A 19,214-nucleotide genomic window follows, 5' to 3' on the forward strand; every position below is an offset into this window, starting at 1 on the left:
TCGTCTCCCTGTCAGAGGTGGGCGGCGACGGCGGGCGTCATGGACGGAGGCAGGCCGAGCCGGACGCGGACGACGTCGGGGTCGGCGGGATGGCCGGTGGTGGCGTGGTGCTCTGCCGCGAGAGCGCGGACGCGGTCGACGAGGGCGGGCGGCAGAGCGACGACAGGAGCCGGGGGCGGGGTGGTTGCCGCGTCGGGAGCAGCGGGAGGTGGCGAGGCCGGGAAGGCGTCACGCTGAGGTTCGTCGACCGTGGGCGGAGCGGAGGGCTGTTCGGCGTCCGGGGCCGGGGACATCGAGGCCGAAGGCTTCTCAGGAGTTCGGGGCTCGTGGGCGAGGAGCGTTCCGCCGAAGAAGGCGACGGCCGGCCACCCCGCCACCACCACGCGAAGCGACGCGGGGACACGGTCCAGGTCGAGGAGGCCGGCCGTGGCCACGTTGGCGCCGAGGGACGCGGATAGGGCGACCAGGAACCACAGCCGCGCTCCCCCGGCCGGTTGTCCGGCACGCTGATGTGCGCGCATCCGGCGCCAAGCGGCGACCAGCAGCAGGTCGACGCTGACCGGGTAGGCCCACGCCTTCCAGCCGCCCTGTCCTGCCGCCTCCGCAAGGTCGTGCAGGTGGGCGAAGGACAGAGCGCCGGCGATGACGGCCTGGACGATCACGGCGTCCACGCGGGCGAGGCGGGCAGGCATCGGCTCGTCCTCCTTCCGGTTCGAGGCATGGGAGGGGTAGGGACGTGGCGCGAGGCGGTCACGCCGACCGTGGGAACAGAGGTGGTTACTCGGCCGCCGGGCGCACGGTCGGTGCGGCGCCGGCGACGGAGGCCGGTCCGGCAGGCTCGACGGCGACGGCGGGCCGGAAGGCGTCGAGCCGGGGAAGTTCCGGCACGAGGGCGGAGGTTGCGCCGCAGACGGCAGCGGCCTCGTCGAGGGTGAGATGCGGCGAGCGGGCGCGGGCCCAGCCGCCGGAGGAGTCGCCGACGACGGCGACACCGGGACGCTCCGCGGGGATGGCGGTTGCGGCGAGCGCGGCTTCAGGGGAGATGTCGGCGAGCGCCATGTTCGCCGAGGACTCGTCGTTCACGCGGTGGCAGATACGGCCGGTGAGCTGGGCGCGGAGCATGGTGGCGCCCTTGCCGAGTTCGGAGCCGAAGCGCTGCCCGCACACCTCCAGGTAGATGCCGGCCGCGCGGCCGAGCTGGGCGATGCGGATGAGCTTGGTGACCATGGCGTCACGTCGCTTCTCGTCGTCCCGGCTCGCGGCGAGGAAGAGTTCCGCCACCTCGTCGACGACGACCACGACCGGAACGGGCCGTACCTTCTCGGGCAGCCCCCACACGTCCGAGGTGAGGACGGTGTCCGGTCCGACGGCGGAGCTGAGTCCGATCAGCCGGAACCGCGCCTCCATCTCCTCCAGCAGTGCGTCAAGGAGTTCGTCGGCCGGGTCCGGGGAATCGGCGAGCGCCGACAGGCGGGGCGCGAACGGCGCGAGTTCGACGCCCCACTTGCAGTCGATCCCGACAAGCACGACCGGTTGGCGAGCGAGGCCGCAGAGCAGGTTGCGCAGGTACACCGACTTGCCGGACTGCGTTGCACCGAGGATGAGTTCATGCGGCACGGCCCGGAAATCCCGGACATGCCACCGCCCGTCGTCACGCAGCGCCAGCGGTAGCGTGAGCAGGTCCCCGCCCTTCAGCCGCCGCGGAGGACGCCGCACGTCCGCGAGCACATCCCAGCCGATGAGCCGCAGTTCGAGCCAACCGGGCTTGGTCGGCCGGATGTGGACGGCGTGAGCGGCCCACGCATGCCGCAACCGGTCGGCCGAGGCAATGAAGTCCTCCGGTGCCTGCCCGGCCGCCATCCGAAGCCGCATGACGAGTCCGGACCCGGTCGGCAACGGGAACGACCGACGGGGCGGAACAGGAGCCGCTTCGCGCCCGATCAGCCGAGCCGTGGCCCGGCGGACGGCCGAGGCCGGGACCGTCAGGCCGCAGGCGTCCATCGTGGCCCGGTAGGTGGTGACCACGCGCAGCGCGACCAGCGGATACCCGACGAGCCACCAGAACACGACCGGCATACGCCGACGCAGCAGCAGCGCGACGAGCGCCACCAGGCACAGCACAAGGGTCCACACGGTGTCGGCCACGGCGCTCAGCCCTTCACCGACGCGGGAGCGGTGACCATGACGGCGTCCGCCCGGTAGGCGATGCCGTGACGCATCCGGCCGCCGAACTCGCTCTCCCACGGACGGGCGACCAAGCCGGACAGAACGACCGGCACACCCATCACCAGGCCCTCACCGACACCCGCCTCCGGAACCGTCACCTTGATCATGTCCGAACCGCCCTGCGCGATGAACACCAGCTCCAGGACCATGAGCCGCTGGTTCGTCACCGGGTCCACGGCCACTTCGCCGGTCTGACGGTCCTTCACCTTCACCTCGGGCAGCTTGGTGACGAGCAGCGTTGCGGCCGAGGCGTCTACGGGGATGACACGCATTTCCTGAACCTCACTGGTAGGCGGCGCCCTGTTGAGCCCCGCTCGAACTGGATACCCCCCTAGACAGCGCAGGGAGTGGCCACCCCAACTGCCTAGGGGGGTTGACACCAACAGTAAACCGACGCCCCGTCAACTGTCTAGGGGGGTATACGGGCGAGTCTCGGGCGGCAGGTACGAGCTACGGAAGCACGCAGTGAAGGACGGTGGCGTCGTCGTGCGCCTTGCCACGCGGCCAACGTCGCCCCTCAGGGTCGCCAGCCTCCGCTTCTCGCACACGGCGGATCAACTCAGCTGGACCGATAGAGCTGAGCACTACCAACGACTCTTCCCAGCCAGCGAGTTGGAAGCGGTCGACGAGCCGCGTCGCGCCGTCGGTCAGCAGCGTCACGGAGGCCAGTGAGGCCAGCGGCACCGTACCGGTGACGGCATGATCGGCCGCCCGCGGATCAGGCCCGGCGATCCAGAAGCCGCCCGGCCGGTTCCGGAGCCCTGTCAGGGCGTCGCGGTACTCGGCCAGGGCGGCGGCATGTTCGGGCGAACCCGTCGGCAACGTGTCCACTGCTCCGCGCAGTCGCTTGCCGACCTCGTCCAGGCGCCGATCGGTGACGACGGTCGCGCCCCCGCTCACATCACCCAGCAGGAGGGACGAGTCTCCGAGAACGAGGTATTCCAGGACCCCCGCACGGGCGCGTGCGACGACGACGGTACTGGTGGGACTGGCCCGATGGACCAGGTCGCAATCGTTCTCATGCAGGGACCGGACAGCTCGGATCGAGTCGGCCAGGCACTCGTGCAGGGGCCGGGCGGCACGCGTTGTGAGGGCACTCAGCAGCAGCCCGCCCAGTGTCGAGGAGAACCAGGCGACGCCATGCGAGCACCCGGTTTCCGCGCCGGCCACTCCCGCGCCGTCCAGGAGCACAGCAGCACCGGGAGCAGCGGCGGCGAAGTCCTCGTTCTCACGGCCCGGTTCGGCGGGCTGCGAGTCGAGAGCGACCCTCACGCCGTCGACTCCTCGTCGTGCCGGTAGAGGGGCGTGAGCAGTTCGACGGATCGCGGTTCGCTGGTCTCGGGGTCGTACTCGACGCCGACCAGGGTGGAGAAGCGATGCTCGCCCACCTGTCCCCACAGGGCGTTCAGGTCGGAGGCGAGCAGTTGCACGACGCCGAGCGAACCCTGCGTGTGGATACCGGCGATCGCGAGCAACGAGCCCTTGCCGTCAGGCCGGAGCAGCCGACCGACATACCCGACGTCGAACGACCGTGCCGGATCGCTGTCCTGCCCGGACCGGTACACGGTGCCGGTTCGCCGGTCGATGAGCGTCCACGGCCCGTCTTCCGCCTGCTCCCAGTGCAGTACGGGATCCTGGGCGTAGGTGTCCCACATCTGCTGAGACATGCGCGGACCGCAGACGACGATCAGGCCGTCACGGTTGAGGTCGATCTCACCGCTCACCGGCACGTGTTCGGAGGTGACGTCGAGGCCGTACGATCGCGCGAGGCCTTCCAGGCCCTTGCCGGAGCTGACGTCGTCCACGGCGACGACCGTGCGCCCACGCGCGTCATCCCGCCGCAGTGGAGTCGCGATGGTGACCGCTCCCCGCCCGAAGAAGGCACCTTCCGGCGCCGGGCCGGTGTGGCGGATCTGGTGGATTCGTCCGCGGCTCAGGCCGGCTTTCGTCGCGATCTGCGCGTACGACAGCCCTTGCGCGTGGAGATCTTGAACCACACGGCGACGAAGCCGGGCGAGTTCGGTCACCTCCTGCTGCGCGTCGGCCAAACGGGTCGTGACTTCCCTCAGGAGCAGGTACGGGTCCTCGATGGCCATGATGCGCTGCAACTCGTCCGACATGACTTCACCTCCTAGCAGTAACCAGGAGTCTAGGGCCCTAGACAGAACAGGCGCGAGATGCCGTCCGGATCGGACACCGATCACGTAGAACCCAGCCCTGCGACGAGGCACACCTTTGGGGCTCACTCTCCGACGCCCGCGCGGCAGCCATGGATCGCCATCGCGCGGCGCACCCTCACAGGCCCACCCGCGCCAGGTCCGCCCAGACACAGCGCCCGCCGTCGCGCCGATCCTTGACGCCCCAGCCCTTCGCACAGGCCGAGACCAGCATCAGCCCACGGCCGCCCCGATCCAGCGGAGCGTTCACACTCCGCACCATGGGCTCGTCGTCGCCGCCCTGGTCGACGACCTGAATGCGTACGAAGTCGTCGGTGAAGCCGACGATCACGAGGAACCATCCCCGGTACCAGCCGCTACGCGTGTGCCGTACGGCGTTGGCCGCCAGCTCGCCGACTACGAGTACGGCGTCATCGACGAGGGCGGAGGCCTCCCCCTCAAGCAACGCGGCGACGAAGTGACGAGCTTCGGCCACTTGCCAGGCTTGACCAGGGAAGATGCGGGACCACTTCTTGGGCATGCGGAACACTCCTTCGCGTCTAGGGGGCTAGACGGTGCAGTGAGCAGAGTATTCCTGTGCGTGGCCAGCAAGCCAGGCATCATGAGGAATTATTCCTCTATCGAGTGGTCGGGCCGCCCAGATCCCGGAAGTCCTCCATGACCCGGAGCAGCAGTTCCCGCACGTCAGACCCGAAGATCGCCGCCTCTTCGAAGCGAGTGAACGTGTCCTCGTACGCGGCGACTTCCGCGGAGCCGTCCAGTACGCGCTCACCGCGGAACGTCTCGACGACCACCGCCGCCTGATCGCACAGGGTGAACCCGTGACGAGGCATGACGGGCACGGCGCGGCTCCAGGGGATGACGCCGAGCCGGACCGTGCTCAGACTCTCGACAGCAAGCAGCCGGTCAAGCTGGGCGAGCATCAGCGCAGGACTGCCCGGCCAGGTGCGCAACACACCCTCCGTCAGCACGAACACCGACTCGCGCCCAGGCTCGTACAAGAGACTCTGCCGCTCCACACGAGCAGCGACCGCGCGGCCGACGCCTTCAGGAGTGGAGTCCGGCGCACTGTCGAAGACGTGCCGGGCGTACTCCGCACTCTGGAGCATGGCTGGCAGGACCACGCATTGAAAGGAACGGATCAGCCCAGCGGACCGCGCCACCTCGTCAAGGGGTGTCCCGTAGGGAACCTCAGTGCTGGGCGTCTCGACAGCATGCGGTGCGGCTTCCACGGCGACCAGGAGGTCACGTACTTCCCGGGCGGTCGGCTCGTCGAGGCCGAGAGCACGAGACAGTCGGCCCAGGACGTCGGTACTGGGGACCATCCGACCGGTCTCCACCTTCGACACGGTCGGTTGGCCGACCCCGGCCCGCTGCGCCAGCAAGGCACCAGTCAGACCAGCCTCGGTGCGTAGTCCACGAAGACGCGTCCCGAGCGCCTTCATCCGATCCTGCCGCTCACTCCCCATAACCAGGGTTCTACACCACGAGGCAGCGGACACCAGAGGCCTGAAGGGCGATGACCATCCGATCCTGACGCCCCAACGTGATCACCTGTTACAGGTTTCCCTACCTCATCAAGGGCCCGCGCGAGGCGCGGGCTGGCCCCTGGGCCCGGCCCCCACACGCCTACGGCGCAGGGGCCGGCCCCTGGGGCCGCAGCGAACTACGGCCCCATGAGTCGAGCACCGCATAGCGCGACCACGGTCAAGACGATGCCTCCGGCGGGGGATCGGCCGGCACCGGGATGGAGGGGGCGCCGTTCCCGGGTGCAGGTCCGTAGGGGCGTGCGCGGGGTGCTCCCATCCCGTCCACCATCGACCCAGGCAGAGCCGAGCGCACGTGGTTCAGGGCGTCAAGGTCGTTCGTACAGTGGCGCGCTCCACCTTGACGCCCTGAACCACGCCCGCTCCACGGTGTGTGGGTCGACGGCGGACGGGATGGGAGCTGGGGAGGGTGGTGGTGATCGGCAGATGAAGCCGACCCGCCATCAGATTAAGTGACCTTCATCACGCCGCAAATCAGAACAAACACCCCATAGAGCCACGCGATACATCCATATCACCGGCGATGACAGTGCAACTTGTCGGCGACGTGTGGTATGGACGCAAGTCGTTGCAGGTCAGCGAGGTGACGCTGGTTTGCCAAAGTTGGCCTTAGTTCTACTTAGTTCTACATAGTTCGACTCGGCCGCGAGGTCGAGGACAGGTAGATGAGCGAAGGTGACGGGCACCTGCTGTCACGCGCGTGCCATACCTTTGGAGTGCCAAGACCGAAGGGCGCGCCCGCCTTTGGGAAGAGGTACCGGGCGCGCCCTCCTGACAACCAAGGAGGACGTATGCCCATCCCGGGCCCCGGTGGACTGTCGGTACTTGACACCCACCTGCTTCAAACTGTCGCATGCGGGACTCACAGTCGCAAGAAAATCATGATCTCGCTCGCCGTGGTCATGGCATGCGTGATCAATGCCGACGCGGTGACTACCCTGCTTCGCCAAGCTACATGGTTGATGGTCACGGTGATCATTTTGATCGTCGTGCAGGCGATCACTACGCGCCTCCCGCAGCCGGGTACCGTGCCCGTCGCGCTTACCTGACACAGCCAGCGCCGCGCACGACCGGATGCAAATCAGCCCCCAGCGGCTGGAAGACCGTCGTCAGGCGGGCCCCTCCAGCCGCCAGGGAGCCATGATCGACCTGCTGGCACCCGACTCAACGTTGCGAGTAGCACGGGGCGCTACCTTCAGCGGATGAGCGGCGGCCCGAGGAGTGCTCTCCACACGCCCGCACAGAGGCCCAGGAGTTCACCGCCGAACTCTGAGGCCATCCGAGTGCCGCGAGAGCGGCAGAGGCGAGCCTGTGCCCTCTGCGTGCCCGATGTCGGGGTATGGAGAGGGCAACAGCGGGGAGCTGCGGGGACCGAGCAGAGGATGCGCAGGTCAACGTCTCGCCAGGTCAGGTCACATACGCATACGCGATCTTCCAAACTGGTGCTCCAGGCCCGAGAGAAGTCCCGCCATCTGAAGAAGGTCGTCTGACCGCACGGTCGGGGGACCTCTGATCTTCTCGACATCCGGTCATGACTGTCCGTGGCCGCTCGTACGCTTCCGTCATGCGCAAAGGTGCGATCACACGGGATGCTGTTCTCAAGGCCGTCACCGAGTACGACGAGATGGGCCGGTTAGAGTTTCTGGCGAGGTACCACTTCGGCGAGGCCCGCTCATACCTGCTCCTGCACGAGGGGCGAGAGTACGACTCGAAGGCCATAGCCGGGGTTGCGCACAAGTGGGATCACGGACGCGCGCTGCTGCCGGAGGAGTTCAGCGGAGGGAAAGACCAGGCCGCGGCATGGCTCCAACGAGCCGGCTTCGAGGTCAAGGCTGTGAAGAACCCTGACTGGGCCCGCGACGAAATCATCCTGGCCTGCCATCTCGTGATGGCCAACGATTGGAAGGGGCTAGACGCCAACGACCGTCGAGTTATCGAGCTGTCCGACCTCCTGCAGCTCATGCCGATCCATGCTGAGGCCGACCGCAACGAGACGTTCCGCAACCTCAACGGGGTGGCCCGCAAGACATTCGACATCGCCACACGTCACCCGGACTACCAGGGCAAGCCCACCAAGGGTGGCGCCCTCGATGTCGAGGTACTGCACGAGTTCCTGGCGAGGCCGACCGAGATGACCGAGGTAGCCCAGCTCATCCGGCAGGGCATCACCGCGGGAGACCTCCAGGCGCTGCCGCTGGACGATGACGAGGGCCTGGACGACTACAGCGCGCCCGAAGGTCGGCTGCTGATGAGTCGGCACAAGCGCCGGGAGCGGAACAAGGGCCTGCGGAAAAAGAAGATTGCCGCCGTTCTCAAGCAGGGCGGAGCGCTGTCCTGTGAGGCATGTGGTTTCGACTTCGAAGAAGTCTACGGTGACCGCGGCAGCGGCTACATCGAGTGCCACCACGTTGTACCCCTGCATGAGGCAGGCGAAGGCCGCACTAAGCTGAACGATCTTGCGCTCATCTGTGCAAACTGCCATCGCATGATCCACCGCCGTGCCCCTTGGCCGACTCCAGAAGGACTGCGGAACATCATCATGAGCCGCCGGGACACCGCGGCACACATCCCCGCCCAGAAGAACGCAGACGCCGCAGAGCCCGCCAACGACCGAGCGTAGCCCTCCAAGGTCCGTTCCCCACCCGTGCCCGATCGAGCGGGAAGCCAGGGGGATTCGCGGCCAGGTTCGGAGAACCGACACGAGAACGACCCCCGACCGTCAACCCAGGTCAGGGGCCGTTCTCACTGCTCAGTGAGCGGAGGCGCTGGGATTTGAACCCACGGTGACATCGCTGCCACGACGGCTTTCAAGATTGCTCACTCTGCTCTCAACGTCTGCGGGGACCGCTCTCTCGCGAGGTTCGCAGCGAAGCCGCAGGTCAGAGCGCTTCCTTGTTCTCCTTCGGCGCCTCACCCGACTTATGTACTGGAGGCAAAACACTCCACGGGAAGTTGATCCAGTCGTCGGTCCGCTTCCACACGTACTCGCACTTCACCAGGGACTGCGACTTCTCGTACACGACGGCCGAGCGGACCTCGGCGACATGGTCGAGGCAGAAGTCGTGGACGAGCTTGAGTGTCTTGCCGGTGTCGGCGACGTCGTCCGCGATCAGCACCTTCTTGTCGGTGAAGTCGATGGCGTTGGGCACGGGCGCGAGCATGACCGGCATGTCGAGGGTGGTCCCCACGCCGGTGTAGAACTCGACGTTGACCAGGTGGATGTTCTTGCAGTCGAGGGCGTAGGCGAGCCCACCGGCCACGAAGACGCCGCCCCGGGCGATGCTGAGCACGACATCGGGCTGGTAGCCGTCGTCGGCGATGGTCTGGGCGAGTTCGCGGACGGCCGTCCCGAAGCCCTCGTAGGTCAGGTTCTCCCGGACGGCGTTCATCTGGCCGCTCACACCTGGGTCCGGTGGAAGTTGATGTAGGAGCGGGACGCGGTCGGGCCGCGCTGCCCCTGGTAGCGGGAGCCGTACCGCTCGCTGCCGTACGGGGACTCGGCGGGTGAGGTGAGCCGGAACATGCACAGCTGGCCGATCTTCATGCCGGGCCAGAGCTTGATGGGGAGCGTGGCGAGGTTGCTCAGCTCCAGGGTGACGTGGCCGGAGAAGCCGGGGTCGATGAACCCCGCGGTGGAGTGGGTGACCAGCCCGAGCCGGCCGAGGGAACTCTTGCCCTCCAGGCGGGACGCGAGGTCGTCCGGAAGCGTGATCACCTCGTACGTCGAGGCGAGCACGAACTCCCCGGGGTGCAGGATGAACGGCTCGTCGCCCTCGGGCTCGACCATCCGCGTGAGGTCGGCCTGCTCGACCGAAGGGTCGATGTGGGGGTAGCGGTGGTTCTCGAACACGCGGAAATACCGGTCGAGACGCACGTCGATACTCGACGGCTGCACCATGGATTCGTCGTAGGGGTCGATCCGAACCCGCCCGGCGTCGATCTCGGCCCGGATGTCCTTGTCTGAGAGAAGCACTCCCCGAGGATACGCAAGGCGTGCGGAGCCCCGACAATCGCGACGGCTCCGCACGCCGTTGATCTTGTCTGCGCCGCAGCCGCAGGCCGGGGCCGGCGGCTGTCCGGCCGCGGCTGCGGCGCCTGCTGCCGCTACCGCTTCTCGAACGTCACCGGCACCGCACTGCGGAGCCGGGCGCAACGAGGACACCGCACGAGCCGGCCGGGCCCGAGTCGCTCGGCCTGCTGCATCGGGAACGAAGCGGTGGTGAACACGTGCCCATCGGCACAACGGACGACGGTGCGCTCCATCAAGTCCTAGAGTCCCTTCCCCATAAGCCGCGTCACGTCTGGCTGGGATGCCGTGACGACGACCGCCACATTACGGGATGAAAGGGACGACCCTCCAGGCGGCACTCCGACCCGTCCGGCCCCTCTCGAAGGCCTCCACCGTACGCCCCAACTCCGGTCCCCCGCACCCGGATCCCACCCCTCACCACGCACCGGATCCCCGGACGCGAACAGCGGGGGCCGGCGATGGGGTACAGTGGGCGACGGTTCCGACACCGAGCCGAATCGGCCGGGCGGGAACTTACGCGGGTGTAGTTTAATGGTAGAACATCAGCTTCCCAAGCTGAGAGCGCGAGTTCGATTCTCGTCACCCGCTCCACGCGAAACCCCCAGGTCAATGACCCGGGGGTTGTTTGTTGTCTGGACCAATGCAGGGTGCGCGCACCACATCCGCACCATTACGGCCCGCTGCCTTCTCCATGCCCCGTCCAGGGCCGCCACTCCTCGCGGTACTCGGGATGCTCGGCGTACGACTGCGCAAACACGCGAAGGGTGTACTCAAGACCGGCGAAGCGCGGGTCCGTGGGATCCATCACCCTGAAGTCCCGCGCCAGCATGTCGACCAGGTCGAGCATCGGCAGATGGCTGTCGAGGAGAGCCTCGCCGCCGAAGGCGTGGGCCACGTAGGCATAGGCGTGGTTGTCCTCCTCGTTGCGCGCACGGAGGAACCTCAGAAGGTCATCCATGGGCCCATCCTCGCGCGCTGTGCGCATCGTCGCCGACCCGCTCGACCGCATCTCCGCTTCGGCCCTTCGCACGTTCGGTGCGCACCAGGTCGTCGAGGCCCGCCGCTACGTCACGCTGCCGCTCCTCGTCGGAGTGCTGGTAGATCAGCGCGGCTTTCTCCGAAGACTGGCCGGCGCGCACCATCGTGTCCTTGAGGGTGGCCCCGGACCGGGTCGAAAGAGTGTGCCCGGTGTGACGAAGGTCGTAGAAGCGGAAGCCGTCCGGCAGACCCGCGACCGTACGCGCTCGACGCCATTTCCGACCGAAGGACGTCCGGCGGAACGGCGCCCCCTTCTCTCCGACGAAGACCAGGCCGTCCGGGCCCTTCTCCGCGTACCAGGCGAGGTGCTGCCGCACCTCCTTGCGGAGAAAGCCCGGGAGGACGACGGAGCGAACACCCGCGTCGGTCTTGGTCTCCCCCGGGGCCCGCCGCCCGTTCGTCCGCTCCGGCTCGGCGACGCGGACACGGATCACCAGGTTGTCGAGATCGACGTCCCGGCGGCGAAGGCCGGCCAGTTCCTCTGGGCGCATCGGACCGTAGGCGCCGAGGTAGACCATGAGGCGCCAGCGAATCCCGACCGCGTCCGCGAGTGCGTCCACCTGGGCCACGGTGGCAATGCGTCGTTCGGCAGCAGCCTCCTTGCCGCCGCCCTTGATCCGGCAGGGGTTGCGGGTGATCAGGTCGTCATCGACGGCCGTTTCGAGAATGGCCTTGAGGAGGCGGTACGACTTGGCGACGGCCGTCTTGGCACCGGTCGCACGCAGCCGCTCAGCCCGCCATTCCCGGACGCGGGGCGCGGTGATCTCATCCAGGTCGAGCGACCCGAAGGCCGGGAGGATGTAAAGCCGCAGCAGGTGCTTGTAGAGGTCGACCGTACGCACGGCCAACTCCCGCTCCTCCACCCACTTCTCGGCGTACTCGCGGAAGCCGACCGTCCCGGCGTCGGGTGCGCGCCAGTCACCACGGCTGAGGTCTGCCTCGACCTGGGACAGCCAGATCTCCGCGTCCCTCTTGGTCTCGAAGGTCTCCTCAGCGCGGATGCGCTCACCGTCGGGCCCGAGGTAGGACGCCGTCCACCTACCCGAGCGGTACTGGCGTACGGCACCGAAGCGCCTGCGCCGGCCCTTCTTGTTGGCCATCAGGCAACCCTCCGGAAGGCCGTACGGCGGAGCCGGATCGGCTGGACGGTTCGGGCATCGATGTACTCCTGAACCGCGCTCTCGGGGATGCGGACGTGTCGACCGACCTTCACGTAGCGGATGCGCCGTTCCTCGATGAGCCGCCGCGGGAAGCGGGGCGAGGTGCCGAGCAGTTCGGCGACCTGGTCGACGGACAGGTAGCGGTCGGTCATGTGGTGGGTTCTCCTTCCGTTCCGGGGGCGGGTTCAAGGGATGCGGACAGCCAGGCTTCGCCGTCGGTGAGGCCGGTTCCGGCGAAAACCCAGTGGGCGAGGACGAGCGTGGTTTCGCCGTTCTCCGGGACGGCCGGAGCGGCTTGGGCGCGGCGCCATGCGGCGCGGGCGTCGCGGAGGGCGCCGAGGGTGGTGGAGTAGCGGCGGGACTTGGTGGAGAAGTGGCCGCGGAAGCAAAGCATGTGGGACCAAGCCCGCAGGCGGAGGTGCGCCAGCTCGGGACGGGCGCCAAGTGCCCACGCGGTACGGATCAGGCGCCGGGCATGGTCCGTGATGCGAGCGTGTGCCAGCTCGGCGAGGAAGCGGATCGGGCGGTCCAGGGTGCCGGTCGCGGTCTCGGCGCCCTTGGTGGCGTACTTGGCGATGTACGCGGCCACCGCCCGCTCGGTCAGCTCCTGGCCGCTGTCGAAGTCCGCCGAGCGGATCGTACGGACGTCGAGTTGACGGCCGAAGGTGAAGGTGTGGGCACGGCCGTCGAGCTCCGGTCCGTCGACCCGGGCAGCGCGGGTAGCCGCGCGGATGGCGTCGGCGAGCAGTTCGCCTGTCGCCCAGGCCGGGGGCGGAGTGTCGCCACCTTCCGGGCCGTCGAGGCGAATGACCGCGTGGAAGTGGACGGAGCCCCGCTTCTGGTACTCAGCGACCTTGGCGAAGGACACGCGCGCGTGGTTGCGGAACGCCCGTTGGGTGAGGCCGGCGCGCTTGGCGACCTCTCGGCGCAGGTAGATCGAGAAGCGCCGCCACAGGGCACCCGCGTGCGCGTTCCAGAGGACCGCGGCTTCGTAGTCGTAGGTGTCGGGGTCGAGCGGGGTGCCGAGGGCGTCGTCGTCCTGGGCGTGGTGAGTGCCGCAGCGGCAGGCGCGGCCGTCGGTGCGGCGGTTGTGGACCGGGCCGAAGCCGGGGGCGGTGAAGGTGGCGAACACGCGCGGGTGGGTCGCGACCTGGTCGGGGGTGCCCTTGCCGCCGCGGAGTCCGGCGGTGATCAGGTGGTAGGTGTCGCGGCGGTAGGTCTCGGCGCAGCCTGCGCACCGGGTGGCGCGGCGGTTGTTGCAGCGGACGAGCAGTTGGCCGGCCGGGAGGTCGGCCGAGTCGAGGTGGTGCAGGACGGCGCCGATCTCGCCGGTCGTCGTGTCGACCGCGTACTCGGTGCGGTGGCCGTCGAGTCGGATGGGGCGGGTGCAGCCGCCCAGTGTGGAGAGTTGGCGGGCCAGTTCGGGCAGGGAGCCGAGGGAGGCCAGCGCGGAGAGTTCCGCCAGCGGGGGCGGAGTCTGCCGGGTGATGATGGGAGTTCCTTTCGGCTGTTTCGGCGGTCGGGAGGGGTGGCCCCGGGGCGGCGGGATGCTTGGCGGCTTGTTGCCGCCCCGGCGGCCGGTCAGTGCTTGTTCGCGCCGTTGACGAGGGAGCGCAGGACCACGGCGGCGATGGCCACGGAGACGGCCGAGACGGCGACCGCCGCCAGGAGCGCGGTGAGGACGACGCCGATGACGGTCACGGCGACGACCGCGCCCGCCCACGGGGCGAGGGAGCGGCCGACCGAGGGCACGGGGGTGTGGCCGGGATGGGTGCTGACGATGTTCGAGACGGGCGGGGCCGGGGCGTCGGGCAGCTTGGGACGGAGCACGGTGTGCCTCCTTGTCAGTCGTGGGTGCCGTTGACGACGTCGACGCCGGAGCGGGTGCCGGAGTCGATGGCCGGGGCGAGGAAGGTCCGGGAGAGCAGGAAGCCGAACAACGCGATCACGACGACGAGCCAGACGCGGACGCCGAGGAACTTGACCGCGCCCCAGGCGACGAGGCCGAGGACCAGGACGAGCGGCAGCGAGACGGTCACGGGATCTCCCTCAGCGGACGCGGCAGCGGTGGGTACGGGCGGTGAGTTCGGCGGCGGCGCGGTTGTCGTGGTCGGTGGAGAAGCCGCAGCGCGGGGCGGTGCAGGCGGCGGTGTGCTTCTCGCGGCCCCGGCCGTCGTAGTAGGTGCCGACCTGGACGGGGCCGATGCGGACGACGCGGCGGAAGCGCGGGGTGGCGGGCATCAGGGGAGCTCCTTGGGAGGCCGGTGGTTCTCGCCGGTGAAGTCGGAGACGTGGTCGCGCAGCCACTGCCGGATCTCCTCGCCCTCGTACGCGTCGGCGGTGAGGATCACGGGTTCGGCGATGAGCATTGCCTCGGTGAGGCGGTTCTGACGGGTCAGCTCGGCGGCGCGGTTGAGCGCGCGGAGCGTGGACGGGCGCACGGTGGGATGTCCTCCGGGTCAGGAGAGGTGGGCGGTGATGGCTTCGGCGAGCGGAAGCGGGACGCCGAGGCGGGCCCGCAGGGTCGAGGTGTCGATGGCCGCGCCGGTCCGGGTGCGGTGTTCGTCGGCGACCTTGCGGGCGAGGGCGATGAGTGCGGGAGGAACGGGTGTGGTGGCCGGGGCGGGAAGGGAGGCCGGGACCGGGGAAGTCGTCGGGGACGGTTCGGGAGCCGGGGCGTTCGACGGCGCGGGATCGTCGCCGTCCTCCAGGGCGGGAGCCGGTGCGGGCTCCCGGGCGGGCGTGCGTGCGCCGTGGGCGAGCAGGGTTCCGCCGAGGAAGGCGACCGCGGGCCATCCGGCGACGAGGATCCGCAGCCAGTCCGGTACGTCGCCCAGGTCGAGGAGACCGGCGGTCGCGACGTTCGCCCCGAGCGAGGCGGCGAGGGCGACGGCGAACCAGGACCAGGCGGCCGGCTTCGGCCCGCCGCTACGGAGCCGGTGCCAGGCGGCGACGAGGAGCAGGTCGACGGAGACCGGGTAGGCCCATGCCTTCCATCCGGTCTGACCGGCAGCGGCGGCGAGGTCGTGCAGGTGGGCGAAGGACAGGGCCCCGGCGATGACGGCCTGGACCAGGACCGCGTCCACACGCGGAGCGGGGCGGGCCATCAGGACGGCTCGCTGGGGTAGTCGGGGCCGCCGTCGGGGTCGTATCCGGGAGGGAGGACACCGGGCGGGGGCTCCGGCAACGAGACCGCGAGGGACGGGCCCACCGACTCGATGAAGTCCTGATCGGCCTGTGCGGTGTCGGCGTAGAGGGCGAGTTGACCCAGCAGGAGCACCGTTCGAGCGAAGTCCTCACACTGCGGGCACATGGTGGGTGATCTCCCTTCTTCGGGGATGGAGGGGGTAGGGACGTGACGCGTGAGGCTGCGCCGGCCGTCGGGCGGGAGCGGCTATTCGGTGGCCGGGTGCGTTGCGGTGGCCGGGTGCGTTGCGGTGGCCGGCCGGGGAGCCTCTACCGGCGTGGGTGGCACGTACGGACGGAACGGAGCGAGCGCCGGTACGTCGGGGGCGAGGTGTGCCGTCTCCCGGCAGGTGGCCGCCGCTTCGGCGAGGGACACGTACGGGGTGCGGATGCGGGTCCAGCCGCCGGAGGTGTCACCGGCCACGGCGAGACCGGGCCGCTCGGAAGCGATGGCGCAGGCGGCGAGGGCGGCATCAGGGGCGACGTCGCCGAGGGCCATCTTGGCGGAGGGTTCGTCGTTGACGCGGTGGCAGACGCGCCCGGTCAGCTGAGCGCGGAGCATGGTCGCGCCCTTGCCCAGTTCGGCGCCGAAGCGCTGCCCGCACACCTCCAGGTAGATACCGGCGGCACGTCCGAGTTGAGCGAGGCGGATGAGCTGCGTGACCATCTCGTCGCGCCGCTCCTCCTCCTTCCGCGAGGTGACGAGGAAGAGTTCGGCCACCTCGTCGATGAACAGCACGATGGGCGGGGGACGTTCGCCGTCGGGGAGCCCCCAGATGTCGGATGCGACGAGTTCGTCCGGGGTACCGGGCGTGATGCCCTGACGGGCCTTGATCAAGTCGTAGCGGTCCTCCATCTCCTTCACGAGTACGGGCAGCAGCTCGGCCGCTTCCTCAGGGTCCGTCGCCAGGGCGGACAGCCGTGCCGAGAACGGAGCCAGTTCGACCCCGCGCTTGCAGTCGATGCCGGCCAGGACCACGGGCTGGGCCGCCAGACCGGTCACCAGGCTCCGCAGGTACATGGACTTGCCGGACAGCGTGGCGCCGAGGACGAGTTCGTGCGGGACGGCGCGGAAGTCGCGGACGAACGCGGTCGCGTCCTCCCGCAGGGCCACCGGCGCCCGCAGCAGCCCGGATTCCGTCCGGCGCGGCATCCGCACCTTCCGCAGCACGTCGAAGCCGACGAGGCGGAGTTCCACGACACCGGGCTTGACGTCCTTCACGTACACGGCGTGAACGCTCCAGGCGTGCCGGAGGCGTTCGGCCGCAGCCGCCACGTCCGCCGGTTCCTGGCCGGGCGCCAGCCGCAGCCGGACACGAAGGCCGGTGGCGGTGGGACGGATCAGGCCTCGCCGGGGCGGGACGGGCCGGATCTCCCGACGCGTGGTCGCCCTCACGGCGAGGACCCGTAACCGGGACGGTTCGGTGGTCAGGCCGCAGGCGTCCATGGTCGAGGAGTACGAGGCCAGCAGTCGCGCCACCGACACCGGCAGCCCGACCGTGGCCCAGTACGCCGCCGGATGAGCGCGCCGCGCGTAGGCCGCGCCGCCCATCGCAACGAGCGACCCGCCCAGCTCGGCCCATGTCACCAGGTCCGTCATGCCGGTCAGCCCGCCTGGGCCATCGGGAAGGCACCCGGTGCGACGGCGGTCGCCCGGTAGGCGATGCCGTGTCGCTGCTGGCCGTTGAAGACGCTCTCCCACGGGCGGGCCACCAGTCCCGGCAACGAGACGGGGGCACCGACCGTCAGCCCCTCCGAGACGCCGCTCTCAGGGACGGTCACCTGGATCAGCGCCGACTCTCCCTCGTCGATGTAGACGACGCCGACGGTCATCAGTGCCTCGCCCGTCGCCGTGTCCTTGGCGATCTCACCGGTCTGCCGGTCACGCACCTTGGGCGCCGGAGCCTCGGTGAGCAGGATCGTCGCGGCCGAGGCGTCAATGCGGATCACACGCACAGGAACTTCTCTCCTTCTGAGTCGACCAACCCATCACCTGACAGGTTGACTTAGCAAGTCCGAAGCTAAGGATGCCGAGTTGACTTGTCAAGTGGCTTAGCGTGACCAACGAGCGCGAGCGGCGACGGAAGCGCACCATGAAGCCAAGCTGCGCAGAGGAGGGCGCGACATGGCCGGACAAGACCGCGCTCAGGAACCACAATCATGGGGTCCACGGAACTCCCAAGGGTCCGCGCCCCCGCCGAACGCGTGGTCGGCACCGCCGCCTGGATCTCCGCCTGACAGCCCCTATCAGGGCCAAACCCCAGCCCGGCCGAAGAAGCGGCGCCGCGTCTTCTTGTGGATCTTCCTCGCCATCCAGATCCTGTTCCTGATCTGGGTGATCACGGGCGCCGCGAGCGGCAGCGGCACGCCCGAGGAGTGCCGCGGTCTGACAGGTGACAACCTGAAGCTGTGCGAGGACGCGAACGACGTCGGCACCACCATCGGTGTGGGACTCGTCATCGGCCTATGGGCGGCCGTCGACGTCATCCTCGGTTTCACGTACGTGGTCTACCGACTCGCCACCCGCCGCTGTTGAGGCAGGCCATCGCAACCGAGCAGAGCACGGCCCGTAGGTTCAGGTAAGCCGGTAGGTGTCTTCAAGCTCCTGCCGATCGGCAGGGAGGAGCAGTTCGGAGACCTGCAACGCCTGGCCCGTGGCGTCGCAGCCGATGACCAGGACGCTCAGGACAGGCAACCCGGCAGGCAGGCCCAGGAGATCCGCCTCGCCCGCATCGGGCAGGCGCGCCGAGACCCGCTCCGTGACGTGGTCGAAGCGCACCTTCTTCCGCGCCTCCAGGTGGTCGCGGACACTGCCGCTCAGGACCGCCCGACTCTGCAGGTCGGTCCCCTCCACCAAGCCCGCGGGGAAGTACGACGAGACCAACTCGATGGCTTCGCCCTCCTCCTCCGCCAGGAAGCGGCGCATGAGAGCCGTGGAGCGCTGCGGCAGACCCAGCGCGGCGGCGACCCGGGCGGGGACAGGGACTTCGCCGACTTCGACGAGGCGCCCCGGCGTACCGGACTCCTCACGCTCCAGCGCCTCACGGCCGCGCCGGTCCTTCTGCTCGACGACGGCCGGGCGCCCGCGCACGAGGGTGCCGTACCCCTGACGGGACTCCAGCCAGCCGTCCCGCTTCAGCAGCTCCAGCGCACGCACGACGGTCGGGCGGGACATCCCGAAGGCCTGCACCAGCTGGTTCTCGCTGGGAACGCGAGTGCCGGGCGGGTACGTGCCGTCCTCGATGCGCCCCTGGATCGTCTGCGCGAGGCGCACGTACTTCGGTGGCTCCACCTCATATGCCATGAACGCCGCCCGTCCCGATCAGCCAAGTCAACTGGTCAACCAGACTAGCGACACTTGCACATCCGCAGTAGCCGCGGAACAGGACGCCCTCAGCCCTGCCAGGCATCGTCCATCACGAAGGACACGACGGTGCCGCCCAGCGCGCTGGGCCCCGAGTGCCACGAGTCGGCGATGGAGTCCACCAGGAGGAGGCCACGCCCGTGTGCATCGTTGGCTTCGGGTCGGCGCATCCGCACGCCGGCCGGGAACCCCGGGTTGTGCACCTCGACGCGGAGCGAGGTGCCCTCGCGGAACCATTCCACGCGGACCACCCAGGTGTCGTCCGACCGCCCGCAGACGATGGCGTTGGTCACCAGCTCCGAGATCATCAGCGCGCAGTCGTCGATCGAGCAGAGCGGGTTGAACGGGGCGATGAACTTCCTGAACCAGCGCCGGGCGATCGGTACGGAGTCCGGTAGGGGGTGGAGCGTCATCGCTCCGAGGAAGACCGGACCGGGATCGCTGTCGCGTTTGTGGATGATGACGCCCATCCGTGCTCACTCCTTG

At 69.1% G+C, this 19,214-nt stretch carries 26 protein-coding genes and 1 tRNA gene; 4 read left to right on the forward strand and 23 right to left on the reverse strand.

The window, feature by feature from the left end; translation table 11 throughout:
* Positions 1-11: 11 nt before the first annotated feature.
* The 7 genes from I3F54_RS06990 to I3F54_RS07020 all read right to left on the reverse strand — a co-directional run bounded on the left by I3F54_RS06990 (position 12) and on the right by I3F54_RS07020 (position 5,848).
* Complete coding sequence (locus tag I3F54_RS06990) at positions 12-692, reverse strand: DUF2637 domain-containing protein (RefSeq protein ID WP_240117737.1); 681 nt, start codon at positions 690-692, stop codon at positions 12-14.
* A gap of 85 nt (positions 693-777) precedes the next feature.
* Positions 778-2,145 carry an FtsK/SpoIIIE domain-containing protein gene (locus I3F54_RS06995; RefSeq protein WP_240117738.1) on the reverse strand — a complete coding sequence of 456 codons (1,368 nt, stop codon included), beginning with the start codon at positions 2,143-2,145 and terminating at the stop codon, positions 778-780.
* Positions 2,146-2,150: 5 nt separating this feature from the next.
* Positions 2,151-2,498, reverse strand: coding sequence for a hypothetical protein (locus I3F54_RS07000; protein WP_240117739.1), 348 nt, complete (start codon positions 2,496-2,498; stop codon positions 2,151-2,153).
* Positions 2,499-2,676: 178 nt separating this feature from the next.
* A complete protein-coding gene (locus I3F54_RS07005; RefSeq protein ID WP_240117740.1) occupies positions 2,677-3,498 on the reverse strand; it encodes an integrase in 822 nt (273 codons plus the stop codon).
* On the reverse strand, positions 3,495-4,346 hold the full coding sequence (locus I3F54_RS07010) for a sigma-70 family RNA polymerase sigma factor (protein WP_240117741.1): 852 nt from the start codon (positions 4,344-4,346) through the stop codon (positions 3,495-3,497). Before I3F54_RS07010 ends, I3F54_RS07005 begins: the two co-directional genes overlap by 4 nt.
* Positions 4,347-4,521: 175 nt before the next feature.
* Positions 4,522-4,923: an ATP-binding protein gene (locus tag I3F54_RS07015; protein ID WP_240117742.1), complete on the reverse strand. Its 402-nt coding sequence runs from the start codon at positions 4,921-4,923 to the stop codon at positions 4,522-4,524.
* Positions 4,924-5,020: 97 nt separating this feature from the next.
* Positions 5,021-5,848, reverse strand: coding sequence for a helix-turn-helix transcriptional regulator (locus I3F54_RS07020; RefSeq protein WP_240117743.1), 828 nt, complete (start codon positions 5,846-5,848; stop codon positions 5,021-5,023).
* Positions 5,849-6,831: 983 nt separating this feature from the next.
* On the opposite strand from I3F54_RS07020, the gene I3F54_RS07025 reads away from it, so the two are divergent.
* Entirely contained in the window at positions 6,832-6,999 is a 168-nt protein-coding gene (locus I3F54_RS07025; protein WP_240117744.1) for a hypothetical protein, read from the forward strand.
* Between the two features lie 515 nt (positions 7,000-7,514).
* On the forward strand, positions 7,515-8,570 hold the full coding sequence (locus tag I3F54_RS07030) for an HNH endonuclease (protein ID WP_240117745.1): 1,056 nt from the start codon (positions 7,515-7,517) through the stop codon (positions 8,568-8,570).
* 259 nt (positions 8,571-8,829) lie between these two features.
* On the opposite strand, the gene I3F54_RS07035 is transcribed toward I3F54_RS07030, so the two are convergent.
* Positions 8,830-9,339, reverse strand: coding sequence for a phosphoribosyltransferase (locus I3F54_RS07035; protein WP_240117746.1), 510 nt, complete (start codon positions 9,337-9,339; stop codon positions 8,830-8,832).
* 8 nt (positions 9,340-9,347) lie between these two features.
* Positions 9,348-9,923 carry a dCTP deaminase gene (gene dcd / locus I3F54_RS07040; protein ID WP_205386557.1) on the reverse strand — a complete coding sequence of 192 codons (576 nt, stop codon included), beginning with the start codon at positions 9,921-9,923 and terminating at the stop codon, positions 9,348-9,350.
* Between the two features lie 574 nt (positions 9,924-10,497).
* Here dcd and I3F54_RS07045 point away from each other — a divergent pair.
* A tRNA-Gly gene (locus I3F54_RS07045) sits at positions 10,498-10,571 on the forward strand.
* 79 nt (positions 10,572-10,650) lie between these two features.
* Here the strand turns inward: I3F54_RS07045 and I3F54_RS07050 are convergent.
* From I3F54_RS07050 to I3F54_RS07105, 12 genes are all read right to left on the reverse strand, one after another.
* Positions 10,651-10,938, reverse strand: a complete 288-nt coding sequence (locus I3F54_RS07050; RefSeq protein WP_240117747.1) for a DUF6221 family protein — start codon at positions 10,936-10,938, stop codon at positions 10,651-10,653.
* Positions 10,931-12,118 carry a site-specific integrase gene (locus I3F54_RS07055; protein ID WP_240117748.1) on the reverse strand — a complete coding sequence of 396 codons (1,188 nt, stop codon included), beginning with the start codon at positions 12,116-12,118 and terminating at the stop codon, positions 10,931-10,933. Before I3F54_RS07055 ends, I3F54_RS07050 begins: the two co-directional genes overlap by 8 nt.
* Positions 12,118-12,330, reverse strand: a complete 213-nt coding sequence (locus tag I3F54_RS07060) for an excisionase family DNA-binding protein (RefSeq protein ID WP_240117749.1) — start codon at positions 12,328-12,330, stop codon at positions 12,118-12,120. The genes I3F54_RS07055 and I3F54_RS07060 overlap by 1 nt, the downstream gene beginning before the upstream one ends.
* Positions 12,327-13,643 (reverse strand): replication initiator, encoded by a 1,317-nt coding sequence (locus I3F54_RS07065; RefSeq protein ID WP_240117891.1) that lies wholly within the window; start codon positions 13,641-13,643, stop codon positions 12,327-12,329. The genes I3F54_RS07060 and I3F54_RS07065 overlap by 4 nt, the downstream gene beginning before the upstream one ends.
* Before the next feature lie 116 nt (positions 13,644-13,759).
* Positions 13,760-14,008 (reverse strand): SpdD protein, encoded by a 249-nt coding sequence (locus tag I3F54_RS07070; RefSeq protein ID WP_240117750.1) that lies wholly within the window; start codon positions 14,006-14,008, stop codon positions 13,760-13,762.
* A gap of 14 nt (positions 14,009-14,022) precedes the next feature.
* A complete protein-coding gene (locus I3F54_RS07075) occupies positions 14,023-14,217 on the reverse strand; it encodes a hypothetical protein (RefSeq protein ID WP_240117751.1) in 195 nt (64 codons plus the stop codon).
* 10 nt (positions 14,218-14,227) lie between these two features.
* Positions 14,228-14,419 (reverse strand): mobile element transfer protein, encoded by a 192-nt coding sequence (locus I3F54_RS07080; protein WP_240117752.1) that lies wholly within the window; start codon positions 14,417-14,419, stop codon positions 14,228-14,230.
* A complete protein-coding gene (locus I3F54_RS07085; protein ID WP_240117753.1) occupies positions 14,419-14,619 on the reverse strand; it encodes a hypothetical protein in 201 nt (66 codons plus the stop codon). The genes I3F54_RS07080 and I3F54_RS07085 overlap by 1 nt, the downstream gene beginning before the upstream one ends.
* An 18-nt stretch (positions 14,620-14,637) precedes the next feature.
* A complete protein-coding gene (locus I3F54_RS07090) occupies positions 14,638-15,285 on the reverse strand; it encodes a DUF2637 domain-containing protein (protein ID WP_240117754.1) in 648 nt (215 codons plus the stop codon).
* Complete coding sequence (locus tag I3F54_RS07095; protein ID WP_240117755.1) at positions 15,285-15,491, reverse strand: hypothetical protein; 207 nt, start codon at positions 15,489-15,491, stop codon at positions 15,285-15,287. The genes I3F54_RS07090 and I3F54_RS07095 overlap by 1 nt, the downstream gene beginning before the upstream one ends.
* A gap of 81 nt (positions 15,492-15,572) precedes the next feature.
* The gene (locus I3F54_RS07100; RefSeq protein ID WP_240117756.1) at positions 15,573-16,964 is read right to left on the reverse strand and encodes an FtsK/SpoIIIE domain-containing protein; all 1,392 of its coding nucleotides are present in this window, start codon (positions 16,962-16,964) and stop codon (positions 15,573-15,575) included.
* Positions 16,965-16,969: 5 nt separating this feature from the next.
* A complete protein-coding gene (locus I3F54_RS07105; protein ID WP_240117757.1) occupies positions 16,970-17,320 on the reverse strand; it encodes a hypothetical protein in 351 nt (116 codons plus the stop codon).
* Between the two features lie 337 nt (positions 17,321-17,657).
* Here I3F54_RS07105 and I3F54_RS07110 point away from each other — a divergent pair, with 337 nt between their 5' ends.
* On the forward strand, positions 17,658-17,900 hold the full coding sequence (locus I3F54_RS07110; protein WP_240117758.1) for a hypothetical protein: 243 nt from the start codon (positions 17,658-17,660) through the stop codon (positions 17,898-17,900).
* Positions 17,901-17,939: 39 nt separating this feature from the next.
* Here I3F54_RS07110 and I3F54_RS07115 read toward each other — a convergent pair whose 3' ends face one another.
* Together I3F54_RS07115 and I3F54_RS07120 are read right to left on the reverse strand one after the other, a co-directional pair.
* Positions 17,940-18,668 carry a GntR family transcriptional regulator gene (locus I3F54_RS07115; protein WP_240117759.1) on the reverse strand — a complete coding sequence of 243 codons (729 nt, stop codon included), beginning with the start codon at positions 18,666-18,668 and terminating at the stop codon, positions 17,940-17,942.
* Between the two features lie 89 nt (positions 18,669-18,757).
* Positions 18,758-19,141 carry an ATP-binding protein gene (locus I3F54_RS07120; protein ID WP_240117892.1) on the reverse strand — a complete coding sequence of 128 codons (384 nt, stop codon included), beginning with the start codon at positions 19,139-19,141 and terminating at the stop codon, positions 18,758-18,760.
* Between the last annotated feature and the right edge of the window lie 73 nt (positions 19,142-19,214).

This window comes from Streptomyces sp. MUM 2J (assembly GCF_022414535.1).
GTDB lineage: Bacteria > Actinomycetota > Actinomycetes > Streptomycetales > Streptomycetaceae > Streptomyces.